The following is a 19,638-nucleotide window of genomic DNA, read 5'->3' on the forward strand; positions in this document are numbered from 1 at the left end:
ATTTTTTACCCGTTTACGGCTGCGGCAATAGACGCAAACATTTGCTGCTCATCCTTGAGGGCAGCAATAGCTTCGGCCTCACTTACACGGCAAAAGCGAATGCTGTCGCCTGTTTTGGTTTGGGCCACCTTCGGCAGGTCGCTGCGCAGAACATAGCCAATTTTGGCAAAGCCGCCGGTTGTCTGATGATCGGCCATCATAATAAACGGCATACCATTGGTGGCAATCTGAACAGCCCCCTGATAAACAGCGTCGGAAATAATATCGGCCGTGCTGACAGGCAGAATCCGGGGACCGGTCAGCCGATAGCCAATCCGGTCCGCTTGCTTGGTAACCGTATAGGCTTTCGTAAAAAAAGTAGCTATTGCTTCGTCGGCAAACATGTCCTGCTGTGGACCCAGGATGACTCGGACTGAAACCTTGCCACCATAGGCCGGAACATACTCATGGGGAAGCGTCCGCGCTCTCCCGGCCTCTTCACCCGCCTGCCCTACAGCTAACACATCCCCCTGACGCAGCGTTCTCCCCTGGTAGCCGCCAATACCCGCTTTCACACAGGTAGAGCGGCTGCCCAATACCAGGGGAACATCAACGCCGCCGCGCACGGCCATATAGGCCCGGTAGCCGGTGACGGCCGCCGCAAACCGTACCTCCCCGTTCTTGGGAACAACAAACGCCGACCAGTTAGGGACCGAAACGCCATTTACCTTAACCTGCATATCGGCACCGGCAACCGCCACAAGCTGTTCTTCATCAAACCGAAAAGCAGCTCCCATCGAAGTCATTTCCAGCACAGCCGCCTGTAAGGCGTTGCCGGCCAGCAGGTTGGCGGTTCGTCCGGCCTGCCGGTCCATCATGCCGGCGGTGGGTAAGCCATAAGCCTGATACCCCCATCGCCCCTCATCCTGCACGGTTGTAAAAAAGCCTTGTTGAATAACGGTAATCATGACGCATTACACTCACTGTCAAAGCAAATTCGCGGTACATAGGTACCTGCTGCCACTTCGCGGCGTATGCCAAAATATTCATCCACAGTGATCGCATAAAAATGCAGAGAATCACCGGGAGAAAGCAAAAAAGGCTGTTTGGCTTTAGGATTAAAAACCTTAACCGGCGTGCGTCCGATCAACCACCACTCGCCCGGGCTTTCCACCGGGTAGAGGCCTGTCTGGCTGCCGCCAATTCCCACCGAACCGGGGGGAACCTTAGCACGCGGCTTTTCCTGCCGGGGTACGGCAAGTTGTGCGGACAAACCTCCCAAGTAGGGAAATCCCGGGGTAAACCCCAGCATATAAACCCGATAGGATGTGGCTGTGTGTACTGTGATGACTTCTTCTGCCGGCAAACCCGTATACCGGGCCACATAATCCAAGTCAGGCCCCAGTACGCCTCCGTAACAGACCGGCACATACACGGTCTTTGTTTCCCGTGACTGGGTATTATGGGGATTCATATTCTGCAGCATTGGCCGGATAAAGCCCGACAGTTCCTGCCGGGTGATAACCAAGGGATCAAAATAGACCATAACGGTCCGGTAAGTAGGGACCACTTCGATTACACCTTTTACCACACTGCGGCCAATCAGGCCGGCAAGTTGTTGTACAAGCCCGTTAATGGCTGGTGATATTTCGGCTTTAAATTCGATAACCAACCCGTATTCACCGGCAACAAGCAATCTAGCCCCGCTTACAGATTCGTCCATACGCACCCCTCCGCATCTCTTTGAAAGTTCATTTTAATAACCTTTCCTGAATAAGCTTGTAGAAAGCATGAATAGTCGGTGACAGCCATTTTTCCTTATGGTAGGCGAGATAGGCATTAATTTTAAAATCAGGCCCCTGCCAAGGCAGCGCAATCAGAGTGCCGGCCGTAACTTCGCCTTGCACGGCAGCATACGGCAGGATAGTCAGCCCGACATTGCTGATGACAAATTGCTTAATAACTTCAATTTGGCAGATTTCCAGTACATTCCCCGGCTGAACAGCCATCTTTTCCATACTTTCCTCTAACAAGGTCCGGTAACTGCTGCCTGAATCGGGAAAAATCAGTGTTTGCCCTTCCAGGTCTTTTACCGCCACCGCTGTGAGCTTGCTTAAGGGGTGGGAAGGTGAAGCCGCTAAAATCACGGGCTCCGGCCACAGCCATTTGCTGACCAAGTCAGGTTCGTCGATATTGCTTTCCAGGAAAAATGCCATATCCATCATATTTTTTCGCAGCAAAGTTCTAAAATCACTGGATATACCCAATTTCACTTTTAGCTCTACCTCAGGATAGACGATTGCATATTCCTGTAAAATTTCGTTCAAGCGGTAGACACAGAGCGACTCAGGCATACCGATCACAATTGGTCCCCGCGGTATCGACAGGTCATCCAGGGCGTTTTTCGCTTCATCGGCAAGTTTAGTAATGCGTTCGGCGTAATCATAAAGGCGCTCACCGTCGCTTGTCAGCATCAGCTGATGGCCAAAGCGCTCAAACAAAACTGTGTTTAGTTCTTTCTCCAAAAGCTGAATATGGGTTGTTGCGGTTGACTGCGTATACCCAAGAAATTGGGCAGCCTGTGAAAAATTCCCGAACTTAACAATACTTATAAATGTCTTTAATTGTCGTATTTCCAAAAACATCACTCCATACACAGCATCTAGCGAATTGTAGTGAGGCCAGTCATCTATAACACATTGTATACTTGTTCGCGACCGAAGTCCATAAATTTACTTCATATAAAACAATCACCTTACCTGGCTCTTTATAACCGTAAAAAAAAACCTAAGTCTAAAACTTAGGTTTAGCCGCGGCAGTCATTACCGTTATCTGTTTTTTACCGGTTTATTTCCTTGGCGTTTATTTTATTCACCGGCTATTTGCTTAATCCAATACACTTTTCCCGGCCACCATCATAGCTTTGCCGTCAAGCCAGACATTGGGCTGCGTCACCACACCGTCCAGGTGAACGCCGGCGCTGATGGTTCCCCCAAAGGTATCGTTACTGCCAAAAGCCACATGAATGGTTCCGCAAACTTTCTCATCTTCCAGAATAATGCCGGTAATCCTGGCTTTATCATTTGTGCCGATACCGAATTCACCCAGCAGCCGTCCGTCTTTATCCCCCAGTTTGCTCAGTAACGCTTCGGCATCCGGGCCTTCCGCCCTGGTAAGGCGGCCTTTTTCCACTGTTAGTAGGAGTGGGGAAGCCAGTTTGCCGATACCTGCAAATGATCCGTCAATCAAAATTTGTCCGTTTGCCGTTCCCTCCAGCGGGGCGATATAGGCTTCCCCGGAGGGAAGGTTGCCTGACTCCCCGGGTTTTGTATAGACTCCGGTGCTGGCAATTCCCTGCCTGTCCGCAATGGAGAATTGTAGCACATACCCCTGTTTTTCAATCCGGACTTCCCGGCCTTTTGTCAACAATGCGGTAACTTTCTCTGTTAACTCTTTAACTTGGGTATAATCGGCCGTAATCGCTCCTGCCAAAAACATATCCCTGGTAATGCCCGGCATGGTGGCAATGCGCGCGCCTGCGGCAGCCGCCTGTTTTCTTGCCTGCGTATGCGTAAGCGACTGTTGCGTGATGGCAACAACCACCTGGGCGCTTGCCATAGCGGCCGCCACCGGTGCCGGCGGTTCCTGTCCCGGTTTTTCCCTGGCTCCCATAACGATCAGCATCGCCTCAGCACCTAAGCGTTTTCCTGCCAAACATACGGCTTCGGCCAATTCTTGCTTGATCTCATCGGCTACAACCAGAAAATTTTCTCCCGGCTTTACCCCCAGGCAATCGGTTAAAAACTTTTCACTAACCGTGATTAACTGCTCCACTTTGTCGATCATCTCCATTTTCTGCTTCGTACCTTCCCTTATTCTGAACAAGCAAACGGAAGTACCGGTTTCCCAATAATTGTTTCAATGGGTGCAAGTAATTTCTTGTTGCGCATAGTCGTGCTAAGCAGCAGTTTTTCTTGCGGCACCGTAATAACAGCCACCTTTTGCCCTTGCCTGATTCCTGCCGAAACAATCGGCCGCGCCGTTTGAGCATCCAGTGTCATGATTAAATCCGGAAAAGTAGCCAGGCGTTCGCCCTGCTTTTCCACTGTCATATATTCATTCCAAAAAGTCAGCTCATAGCTGTCTTCAATCACAACTTTACCTACGTCAAAGCCACCGGTTGTTTCCATCGAAAAAGAAGTGATACTGCCTGTGACAATCACCTTCCCCCCCAACTGGGAAACAACGGCCTCAATAGCCGCTTCTCCCTGGTGTCCCAGGAGGGCCTGGCCCACTGCCATTGCCTGCTGAACTGCCCCCGGCGCGCCGTTCTGTTTGGCGTAAGCAACACTAACCGGGTTGCGGGCCACGGCAACCAGCCCGCCTGCCTCCACCGAAGCCCGGCGCACCATAGCAGCCGCTTTATCCAAGGACCCGGATATGCATAGCTCGATATAGTTGTCATCCTTCCCGCCGATAGCCGCCTGATAAGACACATAATCAGCCTGATCGGATAAATTCAGCGAACCCATCAACCCTGTCGGATGAGCCCGGCCGTTGCAGGGGCAGTCGACAACGGGCAGACCGCTGACGGCCGCCTGAAACCATCCGTTTACAGTCGTCCCGGCCCCATTTTCATTGGTCGTAATTCCCTGGACAGGTTTCGGCAACTGCTTACATAACAACTCAAGTGCCTTTGCATAATAAATTGGTTTAACAAACCGGTTTTTCGCTCCCGGTGCGCCTACCAGGGAAACCGCCGCCAATAAATCGTCGTCCGCTAATTCATCAACAGTATACAGCTGCGGCTGTCCAACCTCCAGCGCCAGCCGGCCGATTTGCAGGCCATCCTCAATCCAGCCGCCACCACCGCCGCCCAGCACGGCACCACCGTAAACCGCCCATTCTACATGCTTTTGATCCAAGAGAATTTTTGCCACAATCATTCCTCCTTTTTATAAAAAGGCAAGAAGCCCCCATGCAGCCAAGTGCCGGAGCTTCAAAAAAATCAATTATCCGAACAATTCCGCAACTGCCCGGGCAGCCACTGTCCGGGGAAGAACAACAGGCACACCGGTAATTTCGGCAACTTTGTCTTTCATATGCTGGGTAAAGCCGATGCAGTCCATGACAATAAGCTCCACTTCACTGGCTTTCAAAGCTGCGGCGGCCTGCCAGATGTTCTCTTCAGCCCCATATGGCGAGCCGGCTGCGGCGGCAACGGCTCTCACGCCGGTTGCCGACCACCGTTTCGTCACTTGCGGTATTTGATCCTTGTCGGGAGTAATAATCCCCAGTTTTTTGCCACCGGCAACGGCACCGATAAAATTGGTAAGCAAAACCTGCGGATACAACAGCGGTTTAGGGCACGAAAAAGGCGGAAATTCGCCGCTGCACAACATTAAAATTCCCTCGGCCCCCTCGCTTACCAGTCTGTCGATTTGCGCTTGCAGGCGGGCCAATATATATTTCTCGGCAATCTTCACCGACCTGCCGTCGGCGAGCCTGGTTACCAGTACGTAATCCCCTGCCTGGGGTGCCAGTGCCGTTATTTCTTCATACGCAAGGCCGTCTAAAGCCCCGCCTTCCACCAGTTCAACCCGGCCAATAAGGCCGGTGATTTCAGGGACAACGTCAATCCGCGGGGACTGGCCAATGGTAACAGCCCCTATTTTTTTCCCCATTGCAACTTCTCTCCTTTTTGCGTACGCCAGGCGCAAGTATGATGAATCCCGCAGCCGGTCGAACCGGTCGAACACTCTGTCAGGCTGTCCGCCTGGCCGCTTGTCGCTGTTTGTTTCAAGGAGAGCGTAATTTTTATTGCTTTTTCAACTTCTGCCTGCTCTCCTTCCACGACCAGGGTATACGCCCCTTCCGCTCCTTGAATGCCGCCGGCCCCAATAACGGTGCAGGTTACGTCCGAGAGCAGCCTAAATGCTTCTATCTCCGTGATTACCTGACCGCTGAGCGGGGTTAACCCTACCGACATTCCCATGGACCAGTCCATCGACCGCATCCCGGCGGCCTGCACGGCTTGATCAATGGAAATGGGAATCAGCTTTTCCAAGCCGCAGGCAATCAGGATTTTGCATCCCTGGGCCATTAACCCGGCAAAACCACAACCGGGCATTCCTCCCAGCGGACTGCCAAACATCATCGCTGCCCGGCCATGAACATCAAGGGCATTGGCGCCGATAATGGCTACGTCGGTTTTCGCCAATTTTTGTACTGTCTCGGCAAAACAATGATCAATCGTTACGATTTGACCGTGATCAAGAAGTACGCTATGCGCGCTGCCGTCACGCTGTGCAGCCCCCTTTGTCCCTTTAGGGCTCACACGGCCGGAAATGCGGCAACTAAAACCGCCTGCTTTAAGCCGCCTATCGTTAATGCCTCTTTAACTCTGATTGCCACTTTTCTCACCTCAATCGCAAATTACTTATTATAATCAAATATGGCAAATAATAGAAATTATAAAAAAAGCTTCGTCTCATTAAGAACCGAAGCTTCATTGCCACACGTATCTTTTATCTACTTTTCTCATAATCCTGTACTCCTCATAAGCCTGCATAATATTCAATAAGCCAAGGCCTGTGTTGGAGCATCAGGCAACACCCTGACAGAAGAAAATCTTTATTGGATTTTTGTCTACATAAATTATATCACATAATAACATCGATGAAAAAGCTGTCTCAGCAGCTTATTTACCGATATTTTTTTCTATAAATTCCATCGAAAACAACACTGCCTGTTTCGTCAGCTGCTCGCAAAGGTGCGGGGGATTGCTGGGGCTAAATCCTTCCGGCCTGAGTTGGCTGCACAGCATACTGCCGAATTGTTCCTGAAACTCTTGGCAGAACAAACGGCACAGAGCAACGACAGCTGTATTATCAGTCTGTTTTTTGCGGCCATACATACCGATAAACAGCAAAGTCCCCTCAACCAAACCGCATTGCAAGCCGCACCTGCCTGCATTGAGCCCGAAAACAGCCTCGATGACCTGAGGCTGAAGTTCAAGGTTATAAATTTCCGAAAGAATTTTTAAGGTTGTCACTGCACAACTAAAATCATCTTTCCAATAATAATCGTGGACTCTCGCATTGATTAATTCTTGCACACTTATCTCTCCTCTCATGCTTAGCAACGCTATAATAACAAAATTGGTTACAGGGCAAAGAAATGCAGCTTTATTTCGATTGACAGCGCCAATAGCAGGAAAAACGCCATAACGGCTATACTCCGCAGAGACTTGATAAAATCTGCTTTAAAGTATTCCAGCGTAACTAAAAAGCACAAATGCGCCGGCGATAAAATCTGGCCGGCAAAACCGGCAACATAAGCAACAACGGCGATAGCAACATCTTCACTGGCTATAGCGGCAACAAACGGAAAGGTAATGGCCACAGCCCCCTGGGACGTGCCGGTAAGAATTCCGGCAAGAAAACCGAGCACGCCAATCACCAGCACCATGGGCGTACCGGAATTTTGCAATACGATCGCGACTTCGCCAACTATTCCTGTCTGGGTTAATATGTATTGAAAGAACAGGATATTGGTAATTCCCCAAAATAACTTATAATCCAAGGCATGTTTAAGCATGGCAACTATGTTCGGCCAATTTAATCCAAGAACTACCGTCATGGCGGCAACAACCAGAAACATAGAAAGTGCCGGACCCAGATTAAAACCTACCACCATGATCAAATTGGCTAAGATTGGTCCGATTGACAACAATAAATACCGGTATTTATTCTTCTGCTTAGGCGTTTTAGCCAGCTCGCCGTGTATCGCCAAACCGGCGGCATGACTTTTAAGGGGAGCAATATAATAAAACCATCCCACGACTACGCACAAAACAGAAACCCACAGCATATTCGCAATCAGTTGATTAATAGGAACATGCGCAATTTCACCGGCTAGCAGGAGTGCTGGAATAATGGGATTGGTGCACTCCCAAATATGCCGAAACCAATAATTAATTGCCGTTTTTTTCTCCGGGGAAAGCCCAAATGGTTTTGCGGCTGCCTCTACCAGCGGCGCGGAAAAAATCGCGCCCCCCAAAGAAGGCAGAAATCCCAGGAATGCCGGCATTAAAGCCAACAGTACCTTATCGCTTTTGAGTAATTCCCGGGCAACTGCCATGAAGCCGTCAATGGTACCGCTGGTTCGCAGTTGATATTCCAAGCACATCACCAAATAGAGAGCCAATAAGATTTCCCAGGTACTGGAACTCAGCAACAAACTTCTTCCGGCCGTTGCCACAGTTGACCAATGCGGCGAACAGGTGATAAGCAAAAAAGCGGTACCTGCCAGTATGGCATTACCCAGATTAACTTTTTTATGCAGTAAACTTACAACAATGGCCAGGGTTAACACTACCTCAAAAATGGCGGTCATATTTTTTCTCCTTACTTATGAATCTCCCATTAAAACCCAATAAAGATTTTCTTCTGCCAAGCTGCAACTATAATACGTTGCTAACGGCTGTCTAAAATCTTATTTGGATACTAAAAAAAGTGTGTGGCTTGTGCCCTGTCCTGAGGACACTGGCACAAGCCCGCTGTTTTGTTTGACCTTTTTCTCGAAAAAATTGCGATAAAAACAAACATCCCTCCAAAGTTTCTAGTTAATTCGGAGGGATTAGCGGTTTAAGCCGAATTAGATCAGCCCGTACGCTTTCATTTCCTGGCGAAGAAGCTCAAGATGATCTTCAGCAAGCTCCGTGAGCGGCATCCGACATTGCCCAACCTTGAAACCCATTAAGTTGACGGCGGCTTTTATGGGAATCGGATTTACTTCGCTAAATAAGGCCTTGATAAGATTTAATGTTTTCAATTGCAGGCTAATGGCGCCCCGGGTATCGCCCTGGAAAAATTTCATGACCATATCATGCGTATCCTGCGGGATAATATTGGCCATCGTTGAAATAACGCCTTTACCGCCTAGCGACAATACCGGCAGTATAGCATTATCATCGCCGGAATATACGGCAAAGTCGTCACCACACAAATTGACCACATCACCGACCTGACCCAGGTTGCATTCCTTGACAGCAATAATATTATCAATCTCTGATAATGCTTGTATCGTTTCCGGGTTCATATTTAAATTTGTTCTGCTTGGTATATTATACAAAATCATGGGTATTTTGATGCTGTCCGCTATGGCTTTAAAATGCCCATACAAGCCTTTTTGCGTAGTTTTATTATAATAAGGTGTAACTGACAATATCCCATCTGCACCAACGGCTTCCGCCGCCTTCGATAACTCGATCGCATGGCGGGTATCATTACTGCCTGTACCGGCAATTACCGGTACCCGCCGGTTAACTTTCTCCGCCGCGAATTTGATAACAGCAATATGTTCTTCATCCGGCATAGTGGATGCTTCTCCGGTTGTGCCGCAAACCAAAATAGCATCAGAACCGCCTTTAATCTGAAACTCGATTAATTCGGCATAAGTTGCATAATCAACACCATTATCATGAAAAGGAGTTATAATCGCGGCTGCAGAACCGATAAATAATGGATTTTTCATGAATTGACCACCTTTTAATTTTATATTTAACATGTCAAGCTTATTCATATTTTGATTATATCCTATATTTTTATAAAAAGAAATTATTTCCGTATTGTTTTCTGCGAAATTCCCGGCTACTGCCGCCAAACTGGGAATAGCAGGAATTTTATGGACCGCGTCAAATATATATATAAAGAATGTCTTTTACCTAAAGACAGCATGGCAACCGGCCTAATCAAAACAGGGAGGAGGGAAAAATGGCTGTTGATACGACATTAGTTTTTTTCAAAAATCAAATTATTCAGATTAAATTGTCGAAACCACTGACTGCACGCAAGGATCGCAAATAAGGAGGATAGAAATTTTGGGTATTATTATTTCATTATATCCGCCATCGTGACGGCAAAAAGGTTTTTGCTGACATTCAGGCCTTCTTTGACGGGCTTGGCATGCAAATGGCAAATGTCATCACCCTGATTGTAGCAGGTGAAACCTTTGCCAAAGGGCTTATGACTATGGGTACGATAGACTCCATCATCGCTGCGGCGCAGGCGTCCGGCTTTGGCGCGGCAGGCATGATTCTCGTCATGGTAGGCATTATTGCTGTTTCATCTGTGGTTATGGGGTCAGGCAATGCTCCGTTTTTTGCTTTTGCCGCCTTAACACCGACTGTTGCCGCCAAAATGTCGGTTGCACCGGTGGTCATGTTATTGCCGATGCACTTTGCCGCCAGTGCGGCGCGCGCAATTTCCCCCATAACGGCTGTTATCGTAGTTTCTTCCAGCATGGGCGGCGTATCTCCCTTTGAGGTTGTCAAGCGCACGGCAATTCCGATGATTGGCGCACTGCTGACCCTTGTAGCCGCCAATTTTGTCTTCTTCTATTAATTCATTTAACTGTCTACTCATCCATTCCGTCAAATTGCATAGTATAATACATGGCGTATAAGCCGTTCTGTGCCAAAAGGGCTTTATGGTCGCCGCGTTCCTGGATCTGCCCGTCATTAATTACGATAATTTCATCTGCGTGGCGAATCGTACTGAGGCGGTGCGCGATAATTATCGTTGTCCTGTTTTGGGCCAGTTCCTCCAATGCAGACTGGATGTGACGTTCGCTTTCATTGTCAAGAGCTGAAGTCGCTTCGTCCAATATCAAAATCGGCGGATTCTTGAGAAATAAACGGGCGATAGCAATCCGTTGTTTTTGACCGCCGGACAGACGAACGCCCCGCTCGCCGACGTAAGTGTCATAGCCATCTTCCAGCCCGGCAATAAACTCGTGGATATTAGCCCGTTGTGCAGCCGCTACAACCTCTGCCTGCGTCGCATCCGGGCGCCCGTAGGCAATATTATCCCATATGCTGCCGGCAAATAAATAGACATCCTGCTGCACAATTCCTATGGCATTGCGCAGCGACGCAAGGGTCACATCCCGTACATCCTGCCCGTCAACCAAAATAGCGCCTGCCGTTACATCATAGAACCGGGGCAGCAGGGAACAGACCGTCGTTTTGCCGCCACCGGACGGTCCAACCAGGGCGATGGTTTTACCGGCCTCAACTGTAAAATCAACATGATTAAGCACACCCTTATTGCCTTCATAGGCGAAAGAAACATCGCGATATTCGATGTGCCCTTTTACCTGACGCAGCGGGATAGCCTGCTCCTTATCGATAATCTCCGGTTGTGTTTGCAGCACTTCGGCAAACCGCTTAAACCCGGCATACCCTTTTTGAAATTGTTCGGTGAAATTAATCAGCACATCAAGAGGATTGATAAAAATGGCAATATACAGCGCATATACGGCCAGGTCGGTGGCCTGCAATTGGCCCTGGGCGATGAAATAGCCGCCGCTTACCAAGACAACAACATACAGCAAGCCCTCCAGCAGTCCGTTACCGGCGTGGAAACTCCCCATAATTTTATAAACACTTTCTTTCGAACCAAGAAACTGCAGATTGCCCTGCCGGAACTTTTCCCGCTCAATCCCCTCATTGGCAAAAGATTTTATTACCCGAATACCGGCTAAACTATCCTGCACAAGCGCATTGACGGTAGCGATCCGTTTGCGGTTTTCCATAAAGATGACTTTCATCCGCTTATTCTGATAGTAGCTGAAAATCGTCATGCTCACGGCAATACTAAATAAAATTAGCGTCATAGGCACATTAACCAGCAAGAGTAAAATAAACGAACCAATTAATTTTAGACAGGAAATAAAAATATTTTCCGGGCCATGATGGGCCAGTTCCGAAATGTCAAATAGATCCGACACCAGTTTGGACATCATTTCGCCCGTATTGTTTTTATCATAATAAGAAAAGGAAAGGCGCTGCAAATGATCAAATAAGTCCTGTCTCATATCGCTTTCCATTCTGGCGCCCATTACATGGCCCCAGGTGGTAATATAGTACTGACAGGCATAGCGAATGCCATATAAAATCAGCATTCCTGCCCCGATATAGCCAATAATTGCAATAAATTCAACCGTTTGCTGGATTAATAGATTTTTCGTCAGGTAATTGAGGACCTGCGGAAAAACCAGGTCAATGGCCGAAACGATAATGGCACAAATCATATCGTTGTAGAAAAGCCTCTTATAAGGTTTATAATAGTGCAAAAAGCCTGCAAGAATCGACATCAGAAACCCCTCACCATTTGATAAATTGCAGTTTTTTACAAACTGCCCTCCTCATTATACACCCCGTGTAGCGTAGAATTAAATGTTTGCCTTACCTGGCAAAGTTCTATAAACAGCAGTTACTTTTCGATAGGCCTGAGGATCACGCCGATAAAGTTCTTCCAACCAAAGTATCAGCTCATCATGGTTTTTTCCTTGCATCAACCAGGCTAATAACCGGGGGAAGCCGAGCTCATATACATCTGTCGTAACATATACGGACAAAAGTTTGCAAAGCATAGCCCCGGAATGATCGGCCATGACCTTATCTAAAGCTTCTCCGGCCAATATCTCCCGTATACCGGTATATTCACTAAGGCGCAGCAAAGCGGCAAACCAGGCAAGGCACTCTGACTCGTCGGCCAGACAGTCGTCTTGGAGTTGTTTTTCTAATTGCCGTAACAACTGATACGGTTGGTCTACTGAAATTTCTTCCCGTTGCACCTGTTTAAGCCTGTGTTCACCTTCCAGCAGGCTAAGGGCAGCCGCCAATTTCTCACAAAATGCCTGCTGTTCAAAATCCCACACCCGACATAAAACCTGGTGTTCAATAACATCATACAACCAGATCTCACCGAACCGCGGGCAGCGTTCTTCCTGGTTCGGCGGCTCAGATAATTCAGCCTCGTAGTTTTCCGGGCGGGGCGTGTACCATTCATGCAGTAGGTTGCGCGCGATGAAATCAGCCTGTTCCTTATCAATATAAAAGTCAACTCGTAAACCTTGTTCTTCCTGTTCGTTATAATGCCGGAATAGCGGCAAACATCGTTCGTTGCAACACTTACCGGCAGTTTTAGGGCCGCTGCGAATCAATTCATACTGGGCATTGAAACCGATTTCTACTTTATGCACAGGAGCAATGGGAAGCATATTGGTGTGATAGACGTTTCTGCCTTCAGCTGTCAACTCATAAAGCCCATTGTCGTTATTTTCGTCTTTGCTCACCACAGCAAACCGTTCTAACTCGCTGAGACATTGCTCGACAACTCTTTCAGCCACGTGCAGTAAAGACGCAATTGCCTGCTGGTCCTTAAGCTTGTCCAGGCCACAGGCGAGACATTTTATAATAAACTCTTCCAACAGGGTACAGCGCCGCAAGCCTTTTAGTGAAAACTCCATGTTCCAAACTGCCACCGGCAAAAGCCATTCCCTTGTTTCCAACAGAATCAGACCGTCCTGCCCCGTGATAATATTGCGCGCCACATCGTCAGCCGTGTCACTAACCGCTCCTGCCGGGACAGCGTCACTGCTCCCAGTGAGTTCCGGCTGCTCCTGAATTGTCCGTATGCGGTTTATCCATTCGGTTGTCAGTGAGATTTTTATTTCATTAAACTCCGCTGCTGCTTCGGCCAGTTGCGCGGTTAGCGAATCATATTTCCGCGAAAGGTTCCCTGTGTCAGCGCTTAATTTTTCCAGCGTACGATAAGCTAGGGCAATTGTCTCTCTAAGATCAAGCAACCGTGGATGCGTTTCCGTCAGTTTACTTATTTGGGCTTGCCATTGCTGTTTCGCTTTGTCAAGCTGCCGTGCAAGATCGTCCAAACTAAATTGCGCCGGCATTATCCCGTTTTCCCGCAGTATGCGCTGCCGCTCCTCAATCATAGCCTCCTGATCGTGAAGTTTTTTCGCAGCCAGGTGCAGCGAGCTTTCCATTTTATCCAGCTTTTCTTGCAACCCGGACTCATTAGTATCAGCTTTGGCATTGATTTGGGCTGTAAGACTTTGCACCTGCTTACTACAGCCGAGCAATTGCTTGGTTGAAACCGCTAACTTTTCCTGAATTTGATTATACGATTGCTCCAGCAAATGCCCGCACTCCAACAGCTGCCTATAACAGGCATCATAAAGCCGTTGCGTCAGATGGCAGCAATCCAGTAAGATATTCTCAAATTCCGTCGTGGTCTGTTGTTGAAGCGTGCCCGGCACACTAATTTGCTGCTCCATAGCCTTGGCTTTGCTGATTAAAGCAAATAGTGTTTTTTTCCACTGAGTGCCCAAACCAATTCTCGCCAGCATTTCCGGCGGCGCAGTCCATAGCAGATCGTTGACTTCATTGCGTAAACAACGGATATTCTGATAGCTAATGACCACACTTTGGGAAGCTGATTTACAAAGGCCGGTCGTCCACCCATAGTCCTCAGCCGTACCAATCAATACTTCGGTAAGCTGATGCAATTCGCTGATCATATCTGCTTCCGTTGTTTTTAAATCAATCTGACGATAGTTAATTGTGTTTATCCGGTCCAGTAATAAATTTATATCCTGATTAAGACACTGATTTATTCGGGCCTGATCCTGGCTCGCCACTTTTTGTACAACGGCTGCAAATTGCTGAAGATAGTGGTGGTAGCGGGCGACCACAGCTTCCTGCTCGCTGCGGTCGCCCGTCAGCAATACATAGCTATCCGGCTTATTGTCGGTAAGCAATGACAGCAATTTGAGCAGATTCCGCTTTTTTAACTCCAGCGTCTGCAATTCTTTTTCTTGAATTACTACAATTTCCTGCAGCTTTTCTGTTTGTTGGGTTACAGCAGCAAATTCGGCTACCTGCGTTAGTTGTGCAGTTATTTTTTGCTTTTGGGCTAAGTTTTGGCTAATCACTGTCTCCGTATCTTGTTTATCAGTCAGTAATCTGTTTATTTCCTGTTTCAGTTCGGCCATTTGCGGGGTAACCATTTGCTGTTTTTGCAAGCCGTTTTGATATTCTGCCTCAAGAATCTCCCACTGCTCTGACAGAGCTATACAATCGCGTCCGGTATCCTCTGCCGCTTTGGTTAAATAGCGCCATTGCTCCTGATAGCGGGCAATGTCATCCGCAATAGCAGCGTATTCTTCCGCAATTTCAGCCTGCAGGGCCATGACCCTGCTTAGCTCCAGCCGCTTAGGTTTCATTTCATCCTGTTTTTTTTGCAGTTCAAGCAAATCCTGTTGACATAAGAAAATAATCTGTGGCCACATAGCGCTTACCTGTTTTTTCGCATTCAAAACTCTGTTTATCCCTTCAATACCTTTTCTATTCGCGTTCGCCTCTGCATAGATATATGAAATGTCAATAAGATTTAGTAATACCATACCCCGCAAATTCTTATCAGATACTGTATAGTTAAAAGCTTATTTCTACTCCTATCCGATATTTCCTTCATTGATATAAAATAGCTAAAATACTTGATTAATTTCCAAAAAATGTATTGCATTATTTTTCTTTACCTGTTATAATTATCCCATAATATTAATTATTGTTTATGGAGGGAAATATAATGAAAAAATTTGTATGTACAATTTGTGGGTATGTCCATGAAGGAGATTCTGCTCCTGAATCCTGTCCCCAATGTAAGGCACCTGCCTCAAAATTTATTGAACAGTCCGCCACAGGTCTGAATTGGGCTGATGAGCATAGAATTGGCGTAGCCGCCGGTGTAGACACACAAATACTTGAGGGCTTAAAAATGAATTTTATGGGAGAATGTACAGAAGTCGGTATGTATCTGGCAATGAGCCGCCAAGCTGACCGGGAAGGCTATCCGGAAGTGGCTGAAGCCTATAAACGCATTGCTTTCGAAGAAGCCGATCATGCCGCAAAATTTGCTGAATTGCTGGGCGAAGTTGTAACTCCTTCTACCAAAAAGAACCTTGAGCTCCGGGTAGAGGCCGAGTATGGCGCCTGCCAAGGCAAGCTGGGCATTGCGAAAAAAGCCAAAGAACTTGGCTTAGACGCCATTCATGATACGGTCCATGAAATGTGCAAAGATGAAGCCCGTCATGGCGCCGCCTTTAAAGGATTACTGGACAGATATTTTGGAAAATAAACATAGCGTCAAAGGACCTACGAGTTAGCTAATACTCGTAGGTCCTTTTTTGCGTCAATCCAGGCTAAGCAATAAATATAACACATGAACGATGCCCGTAATAGCCGCTATGTCGCGTACCGTGTCAAAACCAGCGCGAAGGTCCGGTTCTTCCACGTATATTTCCAAATCCAGATTAGGAGTAGTCATAAGTCCGAAAACTACAAGAATTGGGTGACGAATGTTCTTATTCCATTATGGGTACATTACGACCAATATATCCTTTAAGACACAATAAAGGCAATCATCCGGGGGGATAAAGATGAATACAGTAAAGTAGATGAATTCTTTCTCCCAAAAGCCAGGCTTACTCACGATCAGTTAGTAAAGCATTCAAGCCGTATATGAAGGCGTAGCCGACAGGAGGAGAGAATATCCTCAGCTACCTAACCAAACCACCTTGCCAAGATCGTTTCTCAGGTATTTTTGACCGGAGAGTTAACGATCTTTTTATTACTATAAGTATCCCAAAAATTCCCAATATTGAAAAATTAATAGCAAGTACTATAATCATATTCTATTAACTTGTGTTTTACACTTTAACTATATTGTATACATTTCTTAATCTATTGTGTAAAGATATAAATTGGTCTATAATGATACCCAGTAAGCATCCAGTCCGAAAAACCCACAAGGTTTTTACTATAGGGCTTGATGAACTACTAATTGCAAATGGAGGTCTATAGCGATGTTTAAACGTTTACTCATTGCCAACCGCGGTGAAATTGCGGTGCGTATCATCCGGGCCTGCCAGGAGCTGGGAGTCGAAACAGTTGCTGTGTATTCTGATGTAGATGCTGACGCATTACATGTTCAACTGGCCGATTGTGCCTATTTAATCGGCCCGGCTGACGCCAGCCAAAGTTATTTGAACATTGACGCTATCATTGCTGCGGCCAAAGCAACACACGCCGATGCTATCCACCCCGGCTATGGCTTTTTATCGGAAAATGCCGATTTTGCTGAGAAAGTAACCAATTCAGGTCTTGTATTTGTCGGTCCCCGTGCCGAAACAATTCGTAAAGTAGGCAATAAAGATGCCGCCCGTGAGGCTATGACACAAGCCGGACTGCCTATGGCTACAGGCAGTGATCCAGTGCGCAATGCAACCGAGGCATGCCGCATTGCCGATGAAATCGGCTACCCGGTCATCATGAAACCGGTATCCGGCGGCGGCGGAAAAAGCATTTATGTTGCCAATAATACAACTGAACTAATAAGTGCCGTAAATAAAGTCGACCTTACTACCAGCATTTTTTATCTGGAAAAATATATTGCCGATGCCCGCCACATTGAGGTGCAAATTGTTGCTGATAATTATGGTCATATCATTCATTTAGGAGAACGTGAATGTTCCTTGCAACGGCGCAATCAGAAAATTTTGGAAGAAGCGCCGTCCAGCGCTCTTTCGGCAGAAATGCGCCAAAAAGTAGGTTCGCTGGCCATTCGTGCCGCCAAAAGTGTCCATTATACTAATGTAGGAACCGTCGAGTTTCTTATGGACAAAAACTCCGGTGACTTTTATTTCATGGAAATCAATCCGCGCATTCAGGTTGAGCATGCCATTACCGAGGCAATTACAGGCATTGACCTGGTAAGAAAACAATTGCGCATTGCAGCCGGTGAGCCGCTTAATGTTAAACAGGAGGATGTAACCTTTACCGGTCATGCAATCGAATGCCGCATTAACGCCGAGGATCCGGCCCAGAACTTTTTGCCTTCCCCGGGCCAAATTACCTTTTATCACCAGCCGGGTGGACCAAAAGTGCGGGTTGACAGCGGCGTGTGTGCCGGCTCTGTGGTCCAGCCTTACTACGATTCTCTCATTGCCAAGGTTATTGTCCGGGGACGTAGTCGTGGCGAAGCCATCAAAGTTATGCAGCGCGCTCTGGGTGAATTTCGTATCAGCGGTATCAAAACGACCATTGATTTTCATCTGGAAGTACTTAAAGATCCGTATTTTTGCAGTGGAGATATCGATACTCAGTTCATTTACAAGCGCATGATTTCCTAAGAGACCCTATTACAGCAAAGGCAGGCAGCAGCTTGCCTTTATTATTTTGCCGCCTGCGTTGGCTGCTGCATTTCTTGTCGCAGACTAGTGGCAACTCTCGCCAGCAATTCAGGCCAGTTGCCGGCCTCCCGCTGCCGGAACAGACGCATGGAAGGGTACCAGGGACTATCTTCACGGTCTAAAAACCAGCGCCAATCAGAGGTAACATCAAGCAGCAGCCAGGTTTTTTGACCCAGCGCACCAGATAAATGGGCAACAGAGGTATCGGTAGTGATTACTAAATCCAGTTGTTCAATGACGGCAGCCGTTTTCCCGAAATCCGTTAAATAGGGCGACAGATCCAGCAAGTTTTCCGTTATGTTCTTATAATCTTCAGCCCGGCTGCCGACCTGTAAACTAATCCAGCTTATCCCTTCAACAGCAAGGAGCAGTTGATTAAATACAGCAAAGGGTATGGAGCGAAACAAATCCAGGGGATTATAGATGTTACCTGACCAAACTACACCTACCCGATAGCGTCCACCGCCATCCAATTCAGCAAGTTTTTGCTGCCATACTGCTGAATCTTCAGACAAAGCCTGCAAGTAGTGAGCGAAGCGGGGAATTGTTTGCTCATTAGATTTAAAATAGATTGGCAAAGCCTGCAGAGAACAGAAATAATCGTAAGATTTTGACCACGCTTCCTGCTCACTGCCTAAAATCAACTGGGGATAGTGCGCAGCCACCAATCGCTGTAAGGGCTCCTGAACCCAAAGAGTAGTATGGGCCGCAAGTTCCGCAACCATTGATGTGTAACGGACAAACTGCAAGGCATCGCCCAGTCCTTCTCCTGCGTAGAGTAAAATACTTTTCCCTGTTAAATCTTCACCACACCATTCACGAATAGTTGCCCCATAACTCTCAAAAGGTATTAAGGCCAGCGCCTCCGCATACTTGGTCCACCCCTGTTCAAATTTTTCCCGTTTCAAATAATGGAAGGCCAAGCCTATTGTAAAAGCATGTTTCGCCGGCTCTAGTTCATGTGCAGAGCAGATATGTTTTTCCCCTTCGTCCAAACGCTTCGTTACTGCATACAAGAGCCCCAAATTATAGTAAGCCGTGGCATAATCCGACTTGAGTGCAATTGCCTTTAAGTATGCTTGCTCGGCTTCCTCCAAATGAAAGCCATGTTCTAACACTACACCCAGTGTATTATATAAATCAGGATTATAAGGGTCTAACTCAATTGCCTGGCGAAAACAAACGGCGGCATCTTGAAAGTTGCCTTCCTTTTCATAAACAGTTCCCAAATTGTAAAAAGCATTATAGGAATTGGGGTTAACCTCAATTGCCTTGCACAGGCAGGCTTCGGCATAATCCAGCCGGTCGGTATTCTTAAAAACTGCCCCCAAATTATTGAGGGCTTCAACAGAATCAGGCTTTAATTTAAGCACCTCTAAAAAACAAGCGATTGCCTGCTCCCATTCTTCCCGCGCGACTGCCTGCATCCCCTTGCTTAAACCTTCATTAATTTCGCTAACCGTTTCATTAGTATCCGGCATCTAAGGTTGCTCCTTATAATGTAATGGTAATATAAAATTAAACATAAAAACTTCTATAAAT

The 19,638-nt window shown here is 47.2% G+C and carries 16 protein-coding genes and 1 pseudogene; 3 read left to right on the top strand and 14 right to left on the bottom strand.

Annotation, left to right across the window (positions count from 1 at the left end; translation table 11 throughout):
• Positions 1-5: 5 nt before the first annotated feature.
• From BLR65_RS09710 to dapA, 10 genes are all read right to left on the bottom strand, one after another.
• The gene (locus BLR65_RS09710) at positions 6-947 is read right to left on the bottom strand and encodes a 5-oxoprolinase subunit C family protein (RefSeq protein ID WP_093793997.1); all 942 of its coding nucleotides are present in this window, start codon (positions 945-947) and stop codon (positions 6-8) included.
• A complete protein-coding gene (pxpB, locus tag BLR65_RS09715; RefSeq protein ID WP_093793998.1) occupies positions 944-1,702 on the bottom strand; it encodes a 5-oxoprolinase subunit PxpB in 759 nt (252 codons plus the stop codon). The genes BLR65_RS09710 and pxpB overlap by 4 nt, the downstream gene beginning before the upstream one ends.
• Positions 1,703-1,730: 28 nt before the next feature.
• Positions 1,731-2,624, bottom strand: a complete 894-nt coding sequence (locus BLR65_RS09720) for a LysR family transcriptional regulator (protein WP_245692681.1) — start codon at positions 2,622-2,624, stop codon at positions 1,731-1,733.
• 241 nt (positions 2,625-2,865) lie between these two features.
• On the bottom strand, positions 2,866-3,825 hold the full coding sequence (locus BLR65_RS09725) for an aminopeptidase (RefSeq protein WP_093794000.1): 960 nt from the start codon (positions 3,823-3,825) through the stop codon (positions 2,866-2,868).
• 26 nt (positions 3,826-3,851) lie between these two features.
• Entirely contained in the window at positions 3,852-4,919 is a 1,068-nt protein-coding gene (locus BLR65_RS09730) for an S-methyl thiohydantoin desulfurase family protein (protein ID WP_093794001.1), read from the bottom strand.
• Positions 4,920-4,991: 72 nt separating this feature from the next.
• The gene (locus BLR65_RS09735; protein ID WP_093794002.1) at positions 4,992-5,663 is read right to left on the bottom strand and encodes an AroM family protein; all 672 of its coding nucleotides are present in this window, start codon (positions 5,661-5,663) and stop codon (positions 4,992-4,994) included.
• Positions 5,648-6,316, bottom strand: coding sequence for a hypothetical protein (locus BLR65_RS09740; RefSeq protein WP_093794003.1), 669 nt, complete (start codon positions 6,314-6,316; stop codon positions 5,648-5,650). The genes BLR65_RS09735 and BLR65_RS09740 overlap by 16 nt, the downstream gene beginning before the upstream one ends.
• A gap of 363 nt (positions 6,317-6,679) precedes the next feature.
• Positions 6,680-7,096 carry a C-GCAxxG-C-C family protein gene (locus BLR65_RS09745; protein WP_093794004.1) on the bottom strand — a complete coding sequence of 139 codons (417 nt, stop codon included), beginning with the start codon at positions 7,094-7,096 and terminating at the stop codon, positions 6,680-6,682.
• A 47-nt stretch (positions 7,097-7,143) separates the two neighbouring features.
• Positions 7,144-8,376: a DUF401 family protein gene (locus BLR65_RS09750; protein ID WP_093794005.1), complete on the bottom strand. Its 1,233-nt coding sequence runs from the start codon at positions 8,374-8,376 to the stop codon at positions 7,144-7,146.
• A 261-nt stretch (positions 8,377-8,637) separates the two neighbouring features.
• The gene (dapA, locus tag BLR65_RS09755; protein ID WP_093794006.1) at positions 8,638-9,516 is read right to left on the bottom strand and encodes a 4-hydroxy-tetrahydrodipicolinate synthase; all 879 of its coding nucleotides are present in this window, start codon (positions 9,514-9,516) and stop codon (positions 8,638-8,640) included.
• Between the two features lie 362 nt (positions 9,517-9,878).
• On the opposite strand from dapA, the pseudogene dcuC reads away from it, so the two are divergent.
• A pseudogene (dcuC, locus tag BLR65_RS09760) lies at positions 9,879-10,385 on the top strand (C4-dicarboxylate transporter DcuC); the annotation flags it as partial.
• A 13-nt stretch (positions 10,386-10,398) separates the two neighbouring features.
• Here dcuC and BLR65_RS09765 read toward each other — a convergent pair.
• Entirely contained in the window at positions 10,399-12,138 is a 1,740-nt protein-coding gene (locus tag BLR65_RS09765; RefSeq protein WP_093794007.1) for an ABC transporter ATP-binding protein, read from the bottom strand.
• 78 nt (positions 12,139-12,216) lie between these two features.
• Positions 12,217-15,162: a hypothetical protein gene (locus BLR65_RS09770; protein WP_143122545.1), complete on the bottom strand. Its 2,946-nt coding sequence runs from the start codon at positions 15,160-15,162 to the stop codon at positions 12,217-12,219.
• A gap of 272 nt (positions 15,163-15,434) precedes the next feature.
• Here BLR65_RS09770 and BLR65_RS09775 point away from each other — a divergent pair, with 272 nt between their 5' ends.
• Entirely contained in the window at positions 15,435-15,983 is a 549-nt protein-coding gene (locus tag BLR65_RS09775; RefSeq protein WP_093794009.1) for an NADH peroxidase, read from the top strand.
• 54 nt (positions 15,984-16,037) lie between these two features.
• Here BLR65_RS09775 and BLR65_RS31360 read toward each other — a convergent pair whose 3' ends face one another.
• Positions 16,038-16,172 (bottom strand): hypothetical protein, encoded by a 135-nt coding sequence (locus BLR65_RS31360; protein WP_281241511.1) that lies wholly within the window; start codon positions 16,170-16,172, stop codon positions 16,038-16,040.
• 538 nt (positions 16,173-16,710) lie between these two features.
• Between BLR65_RS31360 and accC the strand changes: the two genes are divergently transcribed.
• Positions 16,711-18,036, top strand: a complete 1,326-nt coding sequence (gene accC / locus BLR65_RS09780) for an acetyl-CoA carboxylase biotin carboxylase subunit (RefSeq protein ID WP_093794010.1) — start codon at positions 16,711-16,713, stop codon at positions 18,034-18,036.
• Positions 18,037-18,077: 41 nt separating this feature from the next.
• Here the strand turns inward: accC and BLR65_RS09785 are convergent, their stop codons facing one another.
• On the bottom strand, positions 18,078-19,577 hold the full coding sequence (locus BLR65_RS09785) for a tetratricopeptide repeat protein (protein ID WP_093794011.1): 1,500 nt from the start codon (positions 19,575-19,577) through the stop codon (positions 18,078-18,080).
• Positions 19,578-19,638 lie beyond the last annotated feature (61 nt).

It is taken from the genome of Sporomusa acidovorans (assembly GCF_900101845.1).
In the GTDB taxonomy this organism is placed as follows: domain Bacteria; phylum Bacillota; class Negativicutes; order Sporomusales; family Sporomusaceae; genus Sporomusa; species Sporomusa acidovorans.